Origin of the sequence: Paraburkholderia sp. RHO2, assembly GCF_050955445.1 — a bacterium.
GTDB classification, from domain to species: Bacteria; Actinomycetota; Actinomycetes; order Mycobacteriales; family Mycobacteriaceae; genus Prescottella; species Prescottella agglutinans_A.
The window spans coordinates 969,802-986,502 of the sequence record NZ_CP162617.1; the positions used below are offsets into that span (position 1 = coordinate 969,802).

The 16,701-nt window shown below is 69.5% G+C and carries 15 protein-coding genes; 9 read left to right on the forward strand and 6 right to left on the reverse strand.

Annotated elements, in window-relative coordinates; translation table 11 throughout:
* Window position 1: 1 nt before the first annotated feature.
* Window positions 2-454, reverse strand: coding sequence for a PPOX class F420-dependent oxidoreductase (locus ABTV10_RS04360; RefSeq protein WP_499032798.1), 453 nt, complete (start codon window positions 452-454; stop codon window positions 2-4).
* Window positions 455-523: 69 nt separating this feature from the next.
* Between ABTV10_RS04360 and ABTV10_RS04365 the strand changes: the two genes are divergently transcribed.
* The 3 genes from ABTV10_RS04365 to purM all read left to right on the forward strand — a co-directional run bounded on the left by ABTV10_RS04365 (window position 524) and on the right by purM (window position 3,832).
* Window positions 524-910 carry a sterol carrier family protein gene (locus ABTV10_RS04365; RefSeq protein ID WP_499032799.1) on the forward strand — a complete coding sequence of 129 codons (387 nt, stop codon included), beginning with the start codon at window positions 524-526 and terminating at the stop codon, window positions 908-910.
* 119 nt (window positions 911-1,029) lie between these two features.
* Window positions 1,030-2,610, forward strand: a complete 1,581-nt coding sequence (purF, locus tag ABTV10_RS04370) for an amidophosphoribosyltransferase (RefSeq protein ID WP_499032801.1) — start codon at window positions 1,030-1,032, stop codon at window positions 2,608-2,610.
* A gap of 142 nt (window positions 2,611-2,752) precedes the next feature.
* Window positions 2,753-3,832: a phosphoribosylformylglycinamidine cyclo-ligase gene (gene purM / locus ABTV10_RS04375; protein ID WP_127918058.1), complete on the forward strand. Its 1,080-nt coding sequence runs from the start codon at window positions 2,753-2,755 to the stop codon at window positions 3,830-3,832.
* Between the two features lie 171 nt (window positions 3,833-4,003).
* On the opposite strand, the gene ABTV10_RS04380 is transcribed toward purM, so the two are convergent.
* The 4 genes from ABTV10_RS04380 to ygfZ form a co-directional block, all read right to left on the reverse strand.
* Window positions 4,004-4,216 carry a DUF3073 domain-containing protein gene (locus ABTV10_RS04380; RefSeq protein ID WP_433610161.1) on the reverse strand — a complete coding sequence of 71 codons (213 nt, stop codon included), beginning with the start codon at window positions 4,214-4,216 and terminating at the stop codon, window positions 4,004-4,006.
* A 185-nt stretch (window positions 4,217-4,401) separates the two neighbouring features.
* A complete protein-coding gene (locus ABTV10_RS04385; RefSeq protein ID WP_499032803.1) occupies window positions 4,402-5,355 on the reverse strand; it encodes an asparaginase in 954 nt (317 codons plus the stop codon).
* The gene (locus ABTV10_RS04390) at window positions 5,352-5,972 is read right to left on the reverse strand and encodes an MOSC domain-containing protein (protein ID WP_499032805.1); all 621 of its coding nucleotides are present in this window, start codon (window positions 5,970-5,972) and stop codon (window positions 5,352-5,354) included. Before ABTV10_RS04390 ends, ABTV10_RS04385 begins: the two co-directional genes overlap by 4 nt.
* A 26-nt stretch (window positions 5,973-5,998) precedes the next feature.
* Complete coding sequence (gene ygfZ / locus ABTV10_RS04395) at window positions 5,999-7,129, reverse strand: CAF17-like 4Fe-4S cluster assembly/insertion protein YgfZ (protein ID WP_499032806.1); 1,131 nt, start codon at window positions 7,127-7,129, stop codon at window positions 5,999-6,001.
* Between the two features lie 112 nt (window positions 7,130-7,241).
* On the opposite strand from ygfZ, the gene ABTV10_RS04400 reads away from it, so the two are divergent.
* From ABTV10_RS04400 to ABTV10_RS04425, 6 genes are all read left to right on the forward strand, one after another.
* Window positions 7,242-8,102: an aminodeoxychorismate lyase gene (locus ABTV10_RS04400; RefSeq protein ID WP_499032807.1), complete on the forward strand. Its 861-nt coding sequence runs from the start codon at window positions 7,242-7,244 to the stop codon at window positions 8,100-8,102.
* Window positions 8,103-8,258: 156 nt separating this feature from the next.
* A complete protein-coding gene (locus tag ABTV10_RS04405) occupies window positions 8,259-9,776 on the forward strand; it encodes a cytochrome ubiquinol oxidase subunit I (protein ID WP_499032809.1) in 1,518 nt (505 codons plus the stop codon).
* A 9-nt stretch (window positions 9,777-9,785) separates the two neighbouring features.
* Window positions 9,786-10,823: a cytochrome d ubiquinol oxidase subunit II gene (gene cydB, locus ABTV10_RS04410; protein ID WP_499032811.1), complete on the forward strand. Its 1,038-nt coding sequence runs from the start codon at window positions 9,786-9,788 to the stop codon at window positions 10,821-10,823.
* Window positions 10,820-12,556 (forward strand): thiol reductant ABC exporter subunit CydD, encoded by a 1,737-nt coding sequence (gene cydD, locus ABTV10_RS04415; protein ID WP_499032812.1) that lies wholly within the window; start codon window positions 10,820-10,822, stop codon window positions 12,554-12,556. Before cydB ends, cydD begins: the two co-directional genes overlap by 4 nt.
* On the forward strand, window positions 12,553-14,280 hold the full coding sequence (gene cydC / locus ABTV10_RS04420; protein ID WP_499032814.1) for a thiol reductant ABC exporter subunit CydC: 1,728 nt from the start codon (window positions 12,553-12,555) through the stop codon (window positions 14,278-14,280). The genes cydD and cydC overlap by 4 nt, the downstream gene beginning before the upstream one ends.
* A gap of 281 nt (window positions 14,281-14,561) precedes the next feature.
* Entirely contained in the window at window positions 14,562-15,350 is a 789-nt protein-coding gene (locus ABTV10_RS04425; protein ID WP_499032815.1) for a hypothetical protein, read from the forward strand.
* 451 nt (window positions 15,351-15,801) lie between these two features.
* Here the strand turns inward: ABTV10_RS04425 and ABTV10_RS04430 are convergent, their stop codons facing one another.
* Window positions 15,802-16,509, reverse strand: a complete 708-nt coding sequence (locus ABTV10_RS04430) for a heme-binding beta-barrel domain-containing protein (RefSeq protein WP_499032816.1) — start codon at window positions 16,507-16,509, stop codon at window positions 15,802-15,804.
* Window positions 16,510-16,701 lie beyond the last annotated feature (192 nt).

Sequence of the window (16,701 nt, forward strand, 5' to 3'; positions counted from 1 at the left end):
GTCAAGGCCGGGGCAGCGCGGCCATGCCGTACACCCGGTCGGCGCGGACCCGCAGCACCTGGCGGCGCTCCTCGATCATCGCGCGCCGGAACTCGCCCCAATCCTCGTGCTCGTGTCCGGTGGCGGTGCGGTAGGTCTCGACGAGTTCGTCGACGGCGGCGTCGTGCGGATCGGCCGCGACCGCCGACAACTCCGCGTCGCCCTCGACGACGGCGTAGCTCCAGAAGTCGGGGGCGCTCACGTGCAGGGACACCCGCGGGTCCCGCGCGGCGTTGCGGGTCTTGGCGCGGTCCGCGGTCACCGAGACCCGTGCGGTGCGCGTGTCCGGGTCCCACGCGTAGAGGACGTTGGACAGCTGCGGCCTGCCGTCGCGCTTGACCGTCGCGAGAATCGCCTTGTTCTGTGACGCAACGAGTTCGAGAAGCGGACGCTGCGTGTCGGTGTCGGTGCTCATGGCTCATGTAACCGCGGCGCTCGTGGGGGTTGTTCCCGGGGCAGGTCGAGCTCAGTAGATTCACCGTTCATGCCAGCTCGTCGTGCCGTCGATCCAGCCGAACTCCGCAGCGCCCTGCTCGCGGTCGGGCCATGGCTGCGGGGCGAGGACGACGTGAAGCCCGCCCGCGCCGTGTTGGCGGCCGCGGTCCGGCTCAGTGCCCGCACTCTCGAACAGGTGGCCCCGGGGTCGAGCGTCGAGGTGCGGGTGCCGCCGTTCGTGGCGGTGCAGTGCATCGAGGGGCCCCGGCACACCCGCGGCACGCCGCCGAACGTCGTCGAGACCGACCCCTTCACGTGGCTGCTGCTGGCGACCGGGCTGCTCGGATTCGACGACGCCGTCGCCGCCGGGTCACTCGACGCGTCGGGCGGCCGGGCGGGGGAGATCGGCCACTGGTTACCGCTGCTACGCCTGTGACTTCCCTGTGACATGGGTCGCATCCGCGCACTCCGGTGCACCGACCGTCGATCCTGCGCCGAGTGGTAGTTAGAATGGGGCACGCCCCCCGCACCGAATCCCCTTAGGGAGCGCCTGCCGTGACTCGTGCCGAACTGTCGGTCAACAGTCGGAACCTTCTCGCTACGACCGCACCGGACGAGGACGAGAACGAACCCCGTGAGGAGTGTGGCGTCTTCGGCGTCTGGGCGCCGGGCGAGGACGTCGCCAAGCTCACGTACTACGGGCTCTACGCCCTCCAGCACCGTGGCCAGGAGGCGGCCGGCATCGCCGTCGCCGACGGCTCGCAGGTGCTGGTCTTCAAGGATCTCGGCCTGGTCAGCCAGGTGTTCGACGAGCAGACCCTCGGCGCGATGCCGGGGCACGTCGCGGTCGGCCACTGCCGCTACTCGACCACCGGCTCCACGACGTGGGAGAACGCGCAGCCGATCTTCCGCACCACCGCCGCCGGAACCGGTGTCGCGCTGGGCCACAACGGCAACCTCGTCAACACCGCCGAGTTGGCGCAGCGCGCCCGCGAGGCCGGACTGATCAACGAGAAGCGTCCCGGTGCGGCGACGTCGGACTCCGACGTCGTCGGCGCCCTGCTGGCGCACGCCGCCGCCGACAGCACGCTCGAGCAGGCCGCGATGAAGCTGCTGCCGACGCTGCGCGGCGCGTTCTGCCTGACGTTCATGGACGAGCACACGCTGTACGCGGCGCGCGACCCGCACGGCATCCGCCCGCTGTGCCTGGGCCGCCTCGACCGCGGCTGGGTCGTCGCGAGCGAGACCGCCGCCCTCGACATCGTCGGCGCGTCGTTCGTGCGCGAGATCGAGCCCGGCGAGCTGCTGGCGATCGACGCCGACGGTGTCCGCTCCTCGCGGTTCGCGAACCCGGAGCCCAAGGGTTGCGTGTTCGAGTACGTCTACCTGGCCCGCCCGGACAGCGTGATCGCCGGACGATCGGTGCACTCGACCCGTGTCGAGATCGGCCGCCGCCTCGCCAAGGAGCATCCCGCCGAGGGTGACCTGGTGATCCCGGTGCCGGAGTCGGGCACGCCGGCCGCGGTCGGGTACGCGCAGGGCTCGGGCATCCCGTACGGCCAGGGCCTGATGAAGAACGCCTACGTGGGCCGCACCTTCATCCAGCCGTCGCAGACCATCCGCCAGCTCGGTATCCGCCTCAAGCTGAACCCGCTCAAGGAAGTCATCCGCGGCAAGCGTCTGGTCGTCGTCGACGACTCGATCGTGCGCGGCAACACCCAGCGCGCCCTGATCCGCATGCTGCGCGAGGCCGGTGCGCTCGAGATCCACGTCCGGATCGCGTCGCCGCCGGTCAAGTGGCCGTGCTTCTACGGCATCGACTTCGCGTCGCCAGCCGAGCTCATCGCGAACGGTGCCGAGGGCAGCGGCGTGAACGACACGTTCGACGAGATGCTCGAGGGGGTGCGCCGCTCGATCGGCGCCGACTCGCTCGGCTACATCTCGATCGACGGCATGGTCGCCGCCACCGAGCAGCCGTCCTCCCGTCTGTGCAAGGCGTGCTTCGACGGGACCTACCCGATCGCGCTGCCGAGCGAGGGCATGGGCAAGAACGTTCTCGAGGGGATGTTGGAGTCCGCCGCAGGTGCCCAGATCTCGCACGACAACGACAACGCGGACGCGCTGTCGCGTCCCTAGTTCGCAGGACGCTACCGGTGTGCCCCGGGCACTCCGGTAGCGTAAGGGCGCAATCGAGGTGATTGCGCGTGTACACGTATGCGCGACGACGGCTGGCGCCGAAGTCGACATTCACCGAAATCAAGGCTGGAGCCAGAAACCGATGACCGAGGACAGTACCCGCACGCAGGGCGCTTCGTACGCCGCCGCCGGAGTGGACATCGAAGCGGGCGACCGGGCAGTCGAGCTGTTCGCCCCGCTGGCGAAGAAGGCCAGCCGCCCCGAGGTCATGGGTGGCCTCGGCGGGTTCGCCGGTCTGTTCTCGCTCAAGGGCGACTACAAGGAGCCGCTGCTCGCGGCGTCCACCGACGGCGTCGGCACCAAGCTCGCGGTCGCGCAGGCGATGGACAAGCACGACACGGTCGGACTCGACCTCGTCGCGATGGTCGTCGACGACCTCGTCGTGTGTGGCGCCGAGCCGCTGTTCCTGCAGGACTACATCGCGGTCGGCCGCGTCGTGCCGGAGCGCGTCGCGGAGATCGTCGGCGGCATCGCCGAGGGCTGCATCCAGGCCGGCTGCGCGCTGCTCGGCGGCGAGACGGCCGAGCACCCCGGCGTGATGGCGGACGGCGACTACGACCTGTCCGCGACCGGTGTCGGTGTCGTCGAGGCCGACCAGGTGCTGGGCCCGGACCGGGTCCGCCCGGGCGACGTCGTGATCGGCATGGGCGCGTCGGGCCTGCACTCCAACGGCTACTCACTGGCCCGCAAGGTGCTGCTCGAGATCGACCGTATGTCGCTGACGGGTCACGTCGACGAGTTCGGTCGCACTCTGGGCGAGGAACTGCTCGAGCCCACCAAGATCTACGCCAAGGACTGCCTGGCGCTGGCGGCCGAGACGGACGTGCGCACCTTCTGTCACGTCACTGGTGGCGGTCTGGCCAACAACCTCGCGCGTGTGATGCCCAAGGGTCTCGTCGCCGAACTCGACCGCGGAACCTGGAGCCCGGCTCCGATCTTCACGATGATCGCGCAGCGCGGGCGCGTCGAGCGCGCCGAGATGGAGCAGACGTTCAACATGGGCGTCGGCATGGTCGCGATCGTCGCGCCGGAGGACGTGGACCGTGCGCTGGCCGTGCTCACCGCCCGCCACATCGACTGCTGGACGCTCGGCAGCATCAAGAAGGCCTCGGACGCCGACGCGGCACGCGCGCTGCTCCTGGGCGATCACCCGCGCTTCTGAGACCTGCACGAACTGACGACATCGTCCCCGGGATCCACACGGACCCCGGGGACGATGTCGTTATGCGTCAGTTCCCGACAGGGGACGGCGACAGCCGCATACCACGAAATGAGGGGGAGCTGTCGAGCTCCCCCTCATGTCGAGGTATGTCAGGTGTGTCGGTGAGGACAGTCAACGACGCCAGTCGTCGTAGTCGTCCTCATCCCAGCGCGAGCGAGGCTCCTCGTCGGCGCGCTTGTCCGCGATCACTCCGCCGTTGCGGGGCGAGCCCGATCCGCCGTTCGAGAGCTCTCGTTGCAGGCTGTCGAAATCCGTGGACGGCGAGCTGTACTTGAGCTCCCGTGCAACCTTGGTCTGCTTTGCCTTAGCCCGGCCGCGGCCCATGGCTGACCCCCTCGCGCTTTCGCGGGGCGGCCTGGGGAATTTGGCGGCCCCGCGTGAGTGTTGAATGTTTTCCTGCTCAACACTCTAGCGTGGAAAAGTCACTTCCGCTCCCACGTCCCGTCCCCGGCGGTGTCTGATTTGTCTCACAGGTGCCGTGAACTGGTGTGATGCGCAGTTTCTGCAGGCTAGAACACACCGGGAACGGCGCGGACGGTGCCGACGCGAGCGCCGCCGCCGAGGACCGGCTGTGAGGCCAGCGCGGCGTGATCCTCCGACCACGTGACGCCGAGTCGGTGCAGCAGCGCCGCGGTCAGGGGGAGGCGGGCGCGTTCGTGCCCGTCGTCGATCTTGAACGCGAACGCGGTGCCGTCCGGCAGCGCGCCGGCGTGGATGCCGTCGGCGCCGGCCTTGCACAGCAGTCCCGGCACCGCGGGCATGAGCCGGGCGTCGTCGCGGCCGGTCCCCGAGATCACGTGCGGGTGCGCGCGGATCGCGTCGGCGACGGACCGCTCGGCGGAGCCGGGCTCGGCGGTCACGAGTCGCGAGAACGCGCGCGCCAGATTGGTGAGGGACAGCGGGATGATCGGCAGCCCGCAGCCGTCGATGCCCAGTTCGGTCTCCGGTTCGCCGCTGAGTTCGGTGACCGTCTCGATGACCGTCCGCTGCAGCGGATGTCCGGGTTCGAGGTACGTGTCGGTCGGCCAGCCGCTGGCGGTGCACGCGGCCAGCATGGCGGCGTGCTTGCCCGAGCAGTTCATGTAGACCGTCCGCCGGGGATCGCCGGACGCGAGGACCTGCGCCCGGGCCAGCTCGTTCGCGGGCAGGTCGGGCGGGCACTGCAGATGCGTCTCGTCGAGCCCGACGCGGCCCAGGAGGGCCTCCACCAGCTCGACGTGCGCGGCCTCGCCCTCGTGCGACGCCGACGCGATCGCCAGCTCCTCGGTCGACTGCGGGACGAAGCCGCTGTGGAGGAGCGCCACGGCCTGCATCGGCTTGTTCGACGAGCGCGGGTAGATCGGGGTGTGCACCTCGCCGAGCGAGACGGTGGGCGTGCCGTTCGGGGCGAGCACCACCAGCGATCCGCGGTGCACGCACTCCCGGAACCCGGATCGGACCACTTCCACCAGTTCGACGCTCACGACGACACCTGCTCTTCCAGACGGCTCAGGAACTTCCGGGCGCGGGCGTCGGCCCCGCCCGCGAGATCGGGTTGCTCGACGAGGAGACGGCGCAGCCGGTCGGGGTCGTCGCCGGTGAACACGTCGCGGACGGTCACCCCGTGCGACGGCACCGACAGGACCTCCACCGGGTCACCGGCCTGCAGGTGCCCGGGTACGAGCACCCGCAGGTACGCGCCGACGTCGGCGCGCTCGGTGAAACGCTTGACCCACCGCGGCTCGCCGGACCAGTGCGCGAACGTGCCGCACGGCACGCGCGGTTCGGTGACCTCGAGCTCGGTGGTGCCGATCCGCCAGCGGGTGCCGATCACCGCGTCGGTGGTCGGGACCCCGGCCACACGGAGGTTCTCCCCGAACCAGCCGGGTGCCAGCGGGCGGCCGAGTTCGTCGCCCCACCGCTCCGCTTCCTCGGCGGAGTACGCGTAGACGGCCTTGTCGCGGCCGCCGTGGAACTTGGTGTCGCACACGTGGTCGCCGGTGACCCCGCCCGTCTCGACCCGCACCGGGCCGTCGACGGGCCGCTTGTCGATGGCGGTGCGGGGTGACCGCCGGCTCGGGGCGTCACGCTCGGCGAACACGACGCACACTGCGTCGACCCGCCCCGTCACCGGCGGCCGCGCAACCGGTCGACGGCTTCGCGGCCGGCCTGGACCTCGTCGTGCCGGGGGACGGAGTCCTCGTCGATCGACGCGGCGCACGGTCCGGCCACGAGCGCGGTGTCCGCCGGCACGGTCCGCTTCACGAGGGCAAGCGCGATCGGGCCCCACTCGAAGTGGTCGACGACGGTGCCGAGGCGTCCGACGGCGCGACCGTCCGCCGTCACGGCCTCGCCCACGTCGGGGCGACCCTCGGCGGAGCCGTCGAGGTGCAGCATCACCAGGTGCCGCGGCGGCTTGCCGAGGTTGTGCACGCGGGCCACGGTCTCCTGCCCGCGGTAGCAGCCCTTGTCGAGGTGCACGGCGCCGTGCTCGGCGGGGCCGCCGATCCAGCCGGCCTCGTGCGGGATGGTGCGGTCGTCGGTGTCCACGCCCACACGGGGCCGGTACGCGGCCACGCGCAGGGCCTCGAACGCCCACGATCCCGCAGGTCGTGCCCCGGCGTCGGTGAGCGCGGTCCACCACCGGGTGAGCTCCGCGCGCGGCACCAGGAGGTCGAACGAGTCCGCGGTGGGCCACGGCATCCGGCGCAGGAATCCGCCGCCCGCCAGTGGCACCGCGGCGTAGACGCCAGGCAGCTCGGTGACGCCCAGCGCCGCGAGCATCGCGGGCGAGTTCGCGTCGGGCCCGATCAGGCCGAGCACGGCCATGTCGTTGCCGTCCCGGGGTTCGGCCTTGGACCAGAACACCATCTTCTGCAGGAAGCCCAGCAGATCGGGACCGCGGCCGGCCTCGGTGTCGATCCACGTGACGCCGTCGATGTCGGTCTGTACCCAGTGATGCTCGATCCGGCCGTTGATGTCGAGGCTGAGGTTCTCGGCGCTCGTGCGGTCCGGCAGGGCCGCCACGTGCTGGCTGGAGATGGTGTGCAGCCACGTCAGGCGCTCGTCGCCGGTGATCGCGACGACGAACCGGTTGGACCGGTCGACGACGGCGACGGCTCGGGTCGCGGCGCGTTGCTCGGCGAACGGGTCGCCGTAGTGCCAGGCGACGCCGGCGTCGGGTGATCCCTCGGGCGGCGGGACGGCGCCGGGCGTGGAGAGAAGTGGGCTAAGTGCAACGAGCGGATTGTCGGCCACGGCCCCATTCTATGAGGGGTAGTCGGGCATACGTCGCGGGCGGCAACCGGGCATGCCGCGCGAAGCGGCCCTGGAACTGCAGGTAGTGCCAGGTTTTGGCTATGGTGGGCGCATGGCAGAGCAGGTGCTGGTGACGCTGGACGGGCAGGTGCGCGACGCGGGCACGCCGCTCCTGCACGTGGACGACCTTGCCGTGGTTCGCGGCGACGGCGTGTTCGAGACGCTGCTCGTGCGCGACGGCAGGGCGTGCAAACCCGCGCTGCACCTCGACCGGCTGGAGTCGTCGGCGCGGGCCCTCGAGCTGCCGTGGCCGGGACGCGGGCTGTGGTCCCGCGCGATCGACACCGCGGCCCGGGAGTGGGGCGGTGACCACGAGGGGTGGATGCGGCTGGTGCTCAGCCGCGGGCGCGAGGGCGGTGGGCCGCCGACCGCGTTCATCACGGTGGGTCCGGTGGCGGAGCGGGTGTTGCACGCCCGCCGCGACGGCGTCTCGGCGATGACCCTGCACCGCGGCTTCTCGGTCGATCTGTCGGCGACCGCGCCGTGGCAGCTGTTGAGCGCGAAGACCCTGTCGTACGCGACGAACATGGCGGCCCTGCGGCACGCGCAGTCGCACGGCGCCGATGACGTCGTCTTCACGAGCAGCGAAGGCCGGGTCCTGGAGGGTCCGCGCTCCACCGTCGTGATCGCCCGGGGTAAGACGTTGATCACTCCGCCGCCGGAGCAGGGCATCCTCCCCGGCACCACCCAGAAGGCACTGTTCGAGGTGGCCCCGGACAAGGGGTACACGTGCGAGTACGCACCCCTCTTTCCGTCCGATCTCATTGCGGCCGAGGGCGTTTGGTTGATATCGAGTGTCACGCTCGCGGCCCGGGTGCACACCCTGGACGGGCTGAGGTTGCCGGTTCCTCCGGTGGCCGAGGACGTGACCTCGCTCGTGGAGTTGGCGGTGGAGACGGTCGGCTCGAACTGACCCTGGCTAGGTTTCAACCGGGCGGTCTACTACATTCCGTAGTAACAATCCGCTGCGGGGACGTTCGCCCCGCAGTAGCTTTGTGAACAGGGATCGAGCGGACGCCCACGTCTCGACCCCGAAGCCTGTCCTACGGGCCGAGTTTTCGGAGTAGCCATGGATGTCTTGGATCTCTCCCGGTGGCAGTTCGGAATCACCACCGTCTATCACTTCATCTTCGTTCCGCTCACGATCGGACTGGCGCCGCTGGTCGCGATCATGCAGACCATGTGGGTGGTGACCAAGAAGGACCACTGGTATCGCCTCACCAAGTTCTTCGGCAAGTTCTTCCTGATCAACTTCGCGATCGGTGTCGCGACAGGCATCGTGCAGGAATTCCAGTTCGGCATGAACTGGAGCGAGTACTCCCGCTTCGTCGGCGACGTCTTCGGTGCACCACTCGCGCTCGAGGGCCTCGTCGCGTTCTTCCTGGAGTCGACGTTCCTCGGCCTGTGGATCTTCGGTTGGACGCGGCTGCCCAAGGGCATTCACCTCGCGACCATCTGGCTGGCCGCGATCGGCGTGAACGCGTCGGCGTACTTCATCATCGTCGCGAACTCCTTCATGCAGCATCCGGTCGGTGCGCGCTACAACCCCGAGACCGGACGCGCGGAACTCGAGAGCATCTGGGCGTTGCTCAGCAACAACACCGCGATCGCCGCCTACTTCCACGCGGTGGCGGGCGGATTCCTGACCGCGTCGACCTTCGTCGTCGGCATCGCCGGTTGGTGGATGGTGCGCAACATGCGCAAGTCCAAGACCGCCGCGCCGGAGGAGTCCGAGACCCTCGTCCGGGACGCGCGCGGGATGTTCCGGCCCGCGGCGCGGCTCGGCATGCTCGTGATGATCATCGCCGGCATCGGCCTGATCTACACCGGTGACGTCCAGGGCAAGCTCATGTTCCAGCAGCAGCCGATGAAGATGGCGTCGGCGGAGTCGTTGTGCCACACCGAGACCGACCCGGACTTCTCGGTCCTCACGGTCGGCACCCACAACAACTGCGACAGCGTCAACCACGTCATCAAGGTGCCGTACGTGCTGCCGTGGCTCGCCGAGGGCAAGTTCAGCGGTGTGACGTTGCAGGGTGTCGAGGACCTGCAGGCGCAGTACGTCGACAAGTTCGGCCCCGGCAACTACCGCCCCAACCTGTTCGTCACGTACTGGTCCTTCCGTGCGATGATCGGCCTGGCGGCCGGGTCGTTGGCGCTGGCGCTGGCCGGACTGTGGGGCACCCGCGCTGGCCGTGTCCCGGACCAGAAGTGGTTCAAGTGGCTGTGCCTCATCGCGATTCCCACGCCGTTCCTGGCGAACAGCGCGGGCTGGATCTTCACCGAGATGGGCCGCCAACCATGGGTCGTCGTCCCGAATCCGACCGGTGTCGACATGATCCGGCTCACCGTCGACCAGGGCGTCTCGGATCATTCGGCCGGACTGGTCCTGACGTCGCTGATCGTGTTCACGCTGCTGTACGGCGCTCTCGGTGTCGTGTGGTTCTACCTGATCCGCCGGTACGCGATCGAAGGCCCGTCGCCGCACGATCTGCATCCGCCGGTCGAGAAGCCGACCACGAAGGCCGGTGGGCCGGGCGAGCCGGGCGAGCCGGAGCCCGAAGAGCAACTGTCGTTCGCGTACTAGGAGACCGTCATGGGACTGCAGGAATTCTGGTTCATCCTCATCGCGGTGCTCTTCACGGGCTACTTCGTGCTGGAGGGCTTCGACTTCGGTGTCGGCATGCTGATGCCGACCTTGGGTAAGACCGACACCCGTCGCCGCGTGCTCATCAACACGATCGGACCGGTGTGGGACGGGAACGAGGTGTGGCTGATCGTCGGAGGCGGCGCGATGTTCGCGGCCTTCCCGCACTGGTACGCCACACTGTTCTCCGGGTTCTACCTACCGCTTTTGATCATTCTGGTGGCGTTGATTCTTCGGATCGTGGCGATCGAGTGGCGCGGCAAGATCGACGACGACAAGTGGCGCTGGCGGGCCGATCTCGGCATCATGATCGGCTCGTGGGTGCCGGCGGTGCTGTGGGGTGTGGCGTTCGCGAACATCGTGCGCGGTGTCGCGATCAACGCCGACAAGAAGGTCACCGCGAGCTTCTTCGACCTCCTCAACCCGTACGCGCTGCTCGGCGGCATCACCACCGCGCTGGTCTTCGCGTTGCACGGCGCCGTCTTCATCGCCCTCAAGACCGCCGACGACGTCCGCGTCGATGCCGCGGACCTGGCCAAGAAGCTGGCCATCCCGACCGTCCCGATCGCCGGTGGGTTCGTGCTGTGGACCCAGATGGCGTACGGCAAGGGGTGGACGTGGATCCTGGTGGCGATCGCCGCGGTTGCCGTCGTCGCCCTGGTGGCGCTCACCCGGGCGGAACGAGAAGGGCGGGCCTTCGCGCTCACCACGATCGCCATCATCGCGACGGTGGTGCTGCTGTTCGCGTCGCTGTACCCGAACGTGATGCCCTCCACGACGGATCCCGCGTACAGCCTCACGATCGAGAACGCGTCGTCCAGTCCGTACACGCTGAAGGTGATGAGTTGGGCGGCAGTGATTCTCACGCCGATCGTGCTCGTCTACCAGGGCTGGACGTACTGGGTCTTCCGGAAGCGGTTGTCCACGAAGCAGATCCCGCCGTCGATCGGCCTGCCGCGTAAGCCGGGATCGATGAACGCTGTATGAGTGTCGAGGTCGATCGCCCCGCCCGCTCGCGACGACGGGCGGGGCGACGCGCAACAGGATCCAGGGGGCCCGTCGACCCCCGGCTGTGGAAGTACTCGGAATCGGCGCGGGGCTACCTGATCCTCACGGTGGTGCTGTCGGCGGTCAACGTCGCGATGGTGATCGTCTCGGCCGTCCTGATCGGCACGATCCTGGCCGGCGTCATCACCTCGGACCGACGCAGCATCGCGGACTGGCGGACCGACCTGATGTGGCTGGCCGGCGCCGTGGCGGTGCGGGTGCTGGCGTCGTGGCTGCACGCGCGCTACGCGCACCGGTCCGCCAACCGCGTCGTCTCGGAACTCGAGGTCGAGGTCCTGCAGGCCGCGGTCCTGATGCCGCCGCGCACGCTCGATCCGCGGCGCGACGAGATCGCGACCGTGCTCACGCGTGGCGTGCGCGCCATCGCGCCCTACCTCACCGGTTACGTGCCCGCGCTGATCCTGGCGGCCACGCTCACGCCGGCGACGTTCGTGGTGATCGCCTTCCAGGACCTCACCGCCGCGATGATCGTCGTCATCACACTTCCGCTCATCCCGGTGTTCATGATCCTGATCGGGCTGCTCACCAAAGGGAAGTCGGAGCAGACGCTCGCCGCCCTCACCCGGCTGTCGGGGCAATTGCTGGACCTGATCGCCGGCCTGCCGACGCTGCGCGCCCTCGGCCGTGAGCACGGACCGGCCGCGCGGGTTCGTGAACTCGGCGACGCACACCGCAAGACCACGATGTCGTCGCTGCGGGTGGCGTTCCTGTCGTCGATGGTGCTCGAGCTGCTCGCGACGCTGTCGGTGGCGCTCATCGCCGTCAGCATCGGCCTGCGCCTGGTGTTCGGCAACATGGAGCTCGAGCCCGGCATCGTCGCGCTCATCCTCGCCCCGGAGGTGTATCTGCCGCTGCGCATGGTCGGCACACAGTTCCACGCCGCCGAGGACGGGCTGGCCGCCGCCGGCAAGGCTTTCGGTGTGCTCGACGAGGCGCCGCGCCGGGACGCGTCCGGCACCGGCGTGGTCGTGGCGGACGGCGCCGTCGTCGAAATCGCCGGGGTGAGTGTGCGGTCCCGGTCGGGGACGGCCCCGTACCGACTCGACGCGTGCTGCGCGCCCGGTGAGGTGACGGTGCTGACCGGTGCCAACGGGTCGGGGAAATCGACTGCGTTGCAGACGGTCCTGGGGTTGACCGCGCCCGACGAGGGGTCGGTTCGCGTGGCCGGGGTGGACGTCGCGGACCTCGACCCGTCCGGTTGGTGGGCACAGATCGCCTGGCTTCCGCAGCATCCGGTGATCGTTCCGGGAACGCTGGCAGAGAACCTCGCGCTCGCGGGCGACGTCAGTGTCGTTGCTGCCGACTCCGAGTTGGTCCGGCAGGCGTGCCGGGCAACCGGATTCGACGCCGTGCTCGAGGAGTTGTCCCGCGGCTGGGACACCGTGGTCGGCGCCGGGGGACTGGGCCTGTCGCTGGGCCAGCGTCAACGGCTGGCCCTCACCCGTCTGCTCGCGTCGCCGCGGCCGGTGTTGCTGCTCGACGAACCGACCGCACACCTCGACGATGACACCGAACGGACGGTGCTGACGTCGTTGCGGGCACTCGCCCGCACCGGGCGCACGGTCGTCGTGGTGGGTCACCGGCCGAGCGTGCTCGCCGCCGGTGACCGGGTGATCGAGGTCGAGGCCCGTCAGGAAGTCGGTGCCCCATGAATCGTGGTCTGTTGCGGGCGATCCGCCTCCTGGATCTGCAGCCCCGGCGGGTGCTGGCCGCGATCGCGGCCGGTGTCGCGACGCTCGGCAGCGCGCTCGCGCTGGCGGCGCTGTCGGCATGGCTGATCACGCGCGCGTGGCAGATGCCGCCCGTGCTGGACCTGTCGGTCGCGGTGGTCGCGGTGCGCGCCCTCGGCATCTCCCGCGGCATCTTCCGCTACCTCGAGCGCCTGGCGACGCACGACGCGGCGCTGCGCGGCACCACGTCCGCGCGGACGATGATCTACCGCCGCCTCGCCGACGGGGATCCCGCCGCGGCGGCGGGTCTGCGTCGCGGAGACCTGTTGGCGCGCACCGGCGCCGACGTCGACGCACTCGGCGACGTGGTGGTGCGGGCCATCGTCCCGATCGCCGTCTCGCTGATCCTGGCCCTGTCCGCCGTCGTGCTGCTCGGGTTGATTTCCCCGGCCGCCGCGATGGTGCTGGCGGTGGCGCTCGCGGTGTCGGGGGTGCTGGCACCGTGGCTGTCGGCCCGGGCCGCGAGCCTGGCCGAGTCGGAGAGCGCCACGGCGACGGCCCTGTTCAGCGAGACCGCGGTGACCGCCCTCGACCACGCCGCCGAACTGCGGGTGGCCGGGCGGTTGGACGACGTCCTGGCCGGCGCCGAGGCCGCGAACCGGGACGCCGTCCGAGCCACCGACCGGGCCACGATGTCGGCGGCGTTCGCGGCGGCCGCGACGCCGCTCGCGATCGGGGCGAGCGTGCTGGGGTCCCTGCTGATCGGCATCACCCTCTACGGACCGGCCGGCGGGAGCCCCGGGGCGATGACGCCGATGTCGCTGGCGATTCTCGTCCTCGTTCCGCTCGCGGCGTTCGAGGCGACGAGCGTGCTGCCCGCGGCGGCGATCGCGCTGACTCGGGCGCGGATCGCGTCGGGGCGGATTCTCGCCCTGGTCGATCGCGCCGGTGAACCGCAGCCCGGGGGTACCGAGGTGCCGTCCGGGCCCGGTCACCTCCGGGCCCGGGACCTGCGGTGCGGCTGGCCGGGCAGCGACCGGGTGACAGCAGCACTCGACCTCGACGTCGCGCCGGGCAGCCGCACCGCCGTCGTCGGTGCCAGCGGCGCCGGGAAGACGACGCTCCTGATGACCCTGGCCGGGCTGTTGCCGCCGGTCGACGGGACCGTGTCGGTCGACGGTGTGCCGATCGAGCGCAACCGGCCGGACGACCTGCGCCGCCGGATCGGCTTCTTCGCCGAAGACGCCCACGTGTTCGACACGTCGGTGCTCGAGAACCTGCGTGTCGCCCGTGGAGACCTCACCGAGGACGAGGCCATCGACGTCCTGGGGACCGTGGGGTTGGGGGAGTGGGTGTCCCAACTCCCGCGCGGGGTGCACACGTCGCTCGGCGGCGGGGCCCGGGCGATCTCGGGTGGGCAGCGCCGACGGCTGCTGTTGGCGCGCGCGCTGGTCTCGCCGGCGCGGGTGCTCCTGCTCGACGAGCCGACCGAACACCTCGACGCCGTCGACGGTGCGGCGATGCTGCGCGCGCTGCTCGACCGGGACTCCACCCTCGTCGACGCGGACCGCACAGTGGTTCTCGTCACGCATCAACTGCCGCCGACAACCCGCGCCGACTGGGTCGTGACGGTCGGCGACGGCGCGGGCGTACCCGTGGACCGTGTCAGCGAACGTGTCGGGTCCGACTCGGCGCGCCACTCCTGACCACTGCTAACGGGGCAGTCGGTCTCGAACGACTGGACTGTAACGCGTTCTAATTGTTGGCGGCGATCGTACGAATCGCGTCCGGCGTTACATCCGGTGACGGCTGAAATATGGCACTACCTGCTGTCCCGCATCTTTGGACGAACGTCCGAATTGGTGGCATCATGTGATCGCATTCACCGAAATGTGCGTGTTATGCGCAGTTCGGCGAGTCGATTCTGGAACGTGTTCTACCTGATCCTGATTTCCCCCTCGTCAGGACGAACGAAGGAGATTGGTACATGTCTCGACCTCTGTCTCGCCGCATCGCGGCCTCCGTTGCCGCCGCGGCCGTCGTCGCCGGTGGTATCGGCCTCGGAGCGGGTACGGCCTTCGCCGCACCGGCAACCGGTTCGCTCGGTTCGCTCGGTTCCCTCGGTAGTTCGGATGGCGTCGCGCCCGAGACCTATCCGCAGGAAGCCACGCGTGACACGTCCAACATCCGTGTCACGAAGCGCGTTGTCGGCGACGGCACGGTGGCCCCCGGGCAGGTTGTGACCTACCGGACCACGATCTCCACGACCGGTCATCCCGAGCGCTACATCAACAAGATCACCGACTACCACCCGGCCGGGTTCACCTACGTGCAGGGCAGCGCCCAGGTCACCGCGTGGCACCTGTTCGGTGGCCAGACGACCGAGAAGGTCACTCCCCAGGTCGACGCGAACACCAACGCGGTGACGGTGTCCGATACGGGCTGGCTGATCTCGCCCACCGGCAGCAAGACGCTGACCTACGAGGTGTCGTACCTGGTGCCGCGCGATGTCACGGTCGGCAGCGTGCACGACAGCGGTGTCGCGTTCGACGTATCGCTCTTCGGGTCGACGCAGAACTTCAATCCCATCGGCGCCTGGGTCAAGATTCGCTCGCAGAATCCCGGTGAGGCCGTTTCCACTGGTTCGGCGGACCTCGGCTTCGGTTCGTCCAACCCGGAGGGCGGCACGACCGGTTCGGCCGGCTCGGCGATCATCAACGACCCGGCCGGCTTCATCGGCGACATCATCGGCAACGTTCTCAAGAGCGCCAGCTAGTACCGCCGAACGGGAGTTCACGGCACGGTCCGACCGCGAAAACGTGCCGTGAACTCCCGTTCAGGTCATCGCGGCGAGAAATGAGCCCCGTTCTGGAAGTGTCCAGGGCGGGGCTCGTTCGTCCGTGGGTCACTTCCACCCGAAAAACCCGTTGCCGAGTGTTCGGGCCGGGCGTAGCTTCGGGCGTACACGAGGAAGGAGGTGGTCTGAAGTTGAATGACAAACGGACACGTGAGGTGGCTGTCAGCTAGCCACGATGCTCTCGGAATTCGCGTGAGCGGAGCCTGCGGAGTGAGCCCTCGGCTCTGACCGCACCGCGGCTGGCGAATCCCAGGCAGCTACCCGACCCCCGAGCCCTCCGGTCACGTCCAGACCGGAACTCCACAAAACGAAGCCCCCGGGCGTCGTCAGTGGACGGGCCCGGGGGTCGCTGCTGTGTATGGGGTGGTGCTCAGCCGATGTAGCGCTGCAGACGCGCCGAGAAGCGCGGCTCGAGGGGGCCGTCGGCGACGACACGCTCCTCGACGTACGCCAGGTCGCCGCCCTCGACGATGCCGTAGAGGCGCTTGGCGCCACCGATCAGCTCGCCGGACTCGCTGCGGATCACCACGTCGGTCGCGAGTTCCCACGACGACTGCGTGAGCGCCTGGCCGTAGAACAGTTCGACGACGCCGGACGCGTGGGTGAGGAGGAGTTCGACGACCTCTTCGTTGGTGCTGCCGGGGATGCCGTCGCCGGCGACCCGCCAGTAGCCGCTCTCACGCTGATCGGGGCCCACGTACCCGCCGTCGGCGTCGAGGCGCCACGAGCGGGACTCCCAGGTCAGGTAGTTGCCGCCGTCGTGCGAGACGATGATCTGCTGACCGAAGGGGTAGTCGCCGGTTTCCGGATCGTTACCCTCGCCCTCGCCGCGCCACACGCCGACCAGCGGCAGCAGCGCGAGCATGCCGGGGTGCAGGTCGGGCCCGAACCGCAGATTCGCGGTGTCGTCGGGCAGCGGCAGATCGGGCAGGTTCGCGATGTTGCGACCCGCCGTCTCCTTCGCACGCTCTTCGGCCGCCGCGACAGCTCGGTCGCCGCTGCCTCGGGCAACGTGCGACTGGGAGTCGTCAGGCTGCGCAGGCGTCGAATCGGGGCCCGCGTCCGGATCCTGGCTCACGGCTTGTCGGTGACCAGCCGGTACACCACGTACAGCGAGAACCAGGTGATCAGGATGGCGGCAAGGACAAGGAGAACCTCGAAGAAAATGACCACGAGGGTCATCTTAGACCGGACCCCTGGATCGTCCGAAATCGGTGCTTGACCCGGCGATCTCGACGAATGCCGATGGATGCCGCGATCGCGGTAGTAC

Bases quoted from the DNA above. Each gene is read 5' to 3' on its own strand.
- ABTV10_RS04360 (WP_499032798.1), bottom strand. From the start codon at position 454: ATGAGCACCGACACCGACACGCAGCGTCCGCTTCTCGAACTCGTTGCG.
- ABTV10_RS04365 (WP_499032799.1), top strand. From the start codon at position 524: ATGCCAGCTCGTCGTGCCGTCGATCCAGCCGAACTCCGCAGCGCCCTG.
- purM (WP_127918058.1), top strand. From the start codon at position 2,753: ATGACCGAGGACAGTACCCGCACGCAGGGCGCTTCGTACGCCGCCGCC.
- ABTV10_RS04380 (WP_433610161.1), bottom strand. From the start codon at position 4,216: ATGGGCCGCGGCCGGGCTAAGGCAAAGCAGACCAAGGTTGCACGGGAG.
- ABTV10_RS04400 (WP_499032807.1), top strand. From the start codon at position 7,242: ATGGCAGAGCAGGTGCTGGTGACGCTGGACGGGCAGGTGCGCGACGCG.
- ABTV10_RS04405 (WP_499032809.1), top strand. From the start codon at position 8,259: ATGGATGTCTTGGATCTCTCCCGGTGGCAGTTCGGAATCACCACCGTC.
- cydB (WP_499032811.1), top strand. From the start codon at position 9,786: ATGGGACTGCAGGAATTCTGGTTCATCCTCATCGCGGTGCTCTTCACG.
- cydD (WP_499032812.1), top strand. From the start codon at position 10,820: ATGAGTGTCGAGGTCGATCGCCCCGCCCGCTCGCGACGACGGGCGGGG.
- cydC (WP_499032814.1), top strand. From the start codon at position 12,553: ATGAATCGTGGTCTGTTGCGGGCGATCCGCCTCCTGGATCTGCAGCCC.
- ABTV10_RS04425 (WP_499032815.1), top strand. From the start codon at position 14,562: ATGTCTCGACCTCTGTCTCGCCGCATCGCGGCCTCCGTTGCCGCCGCG.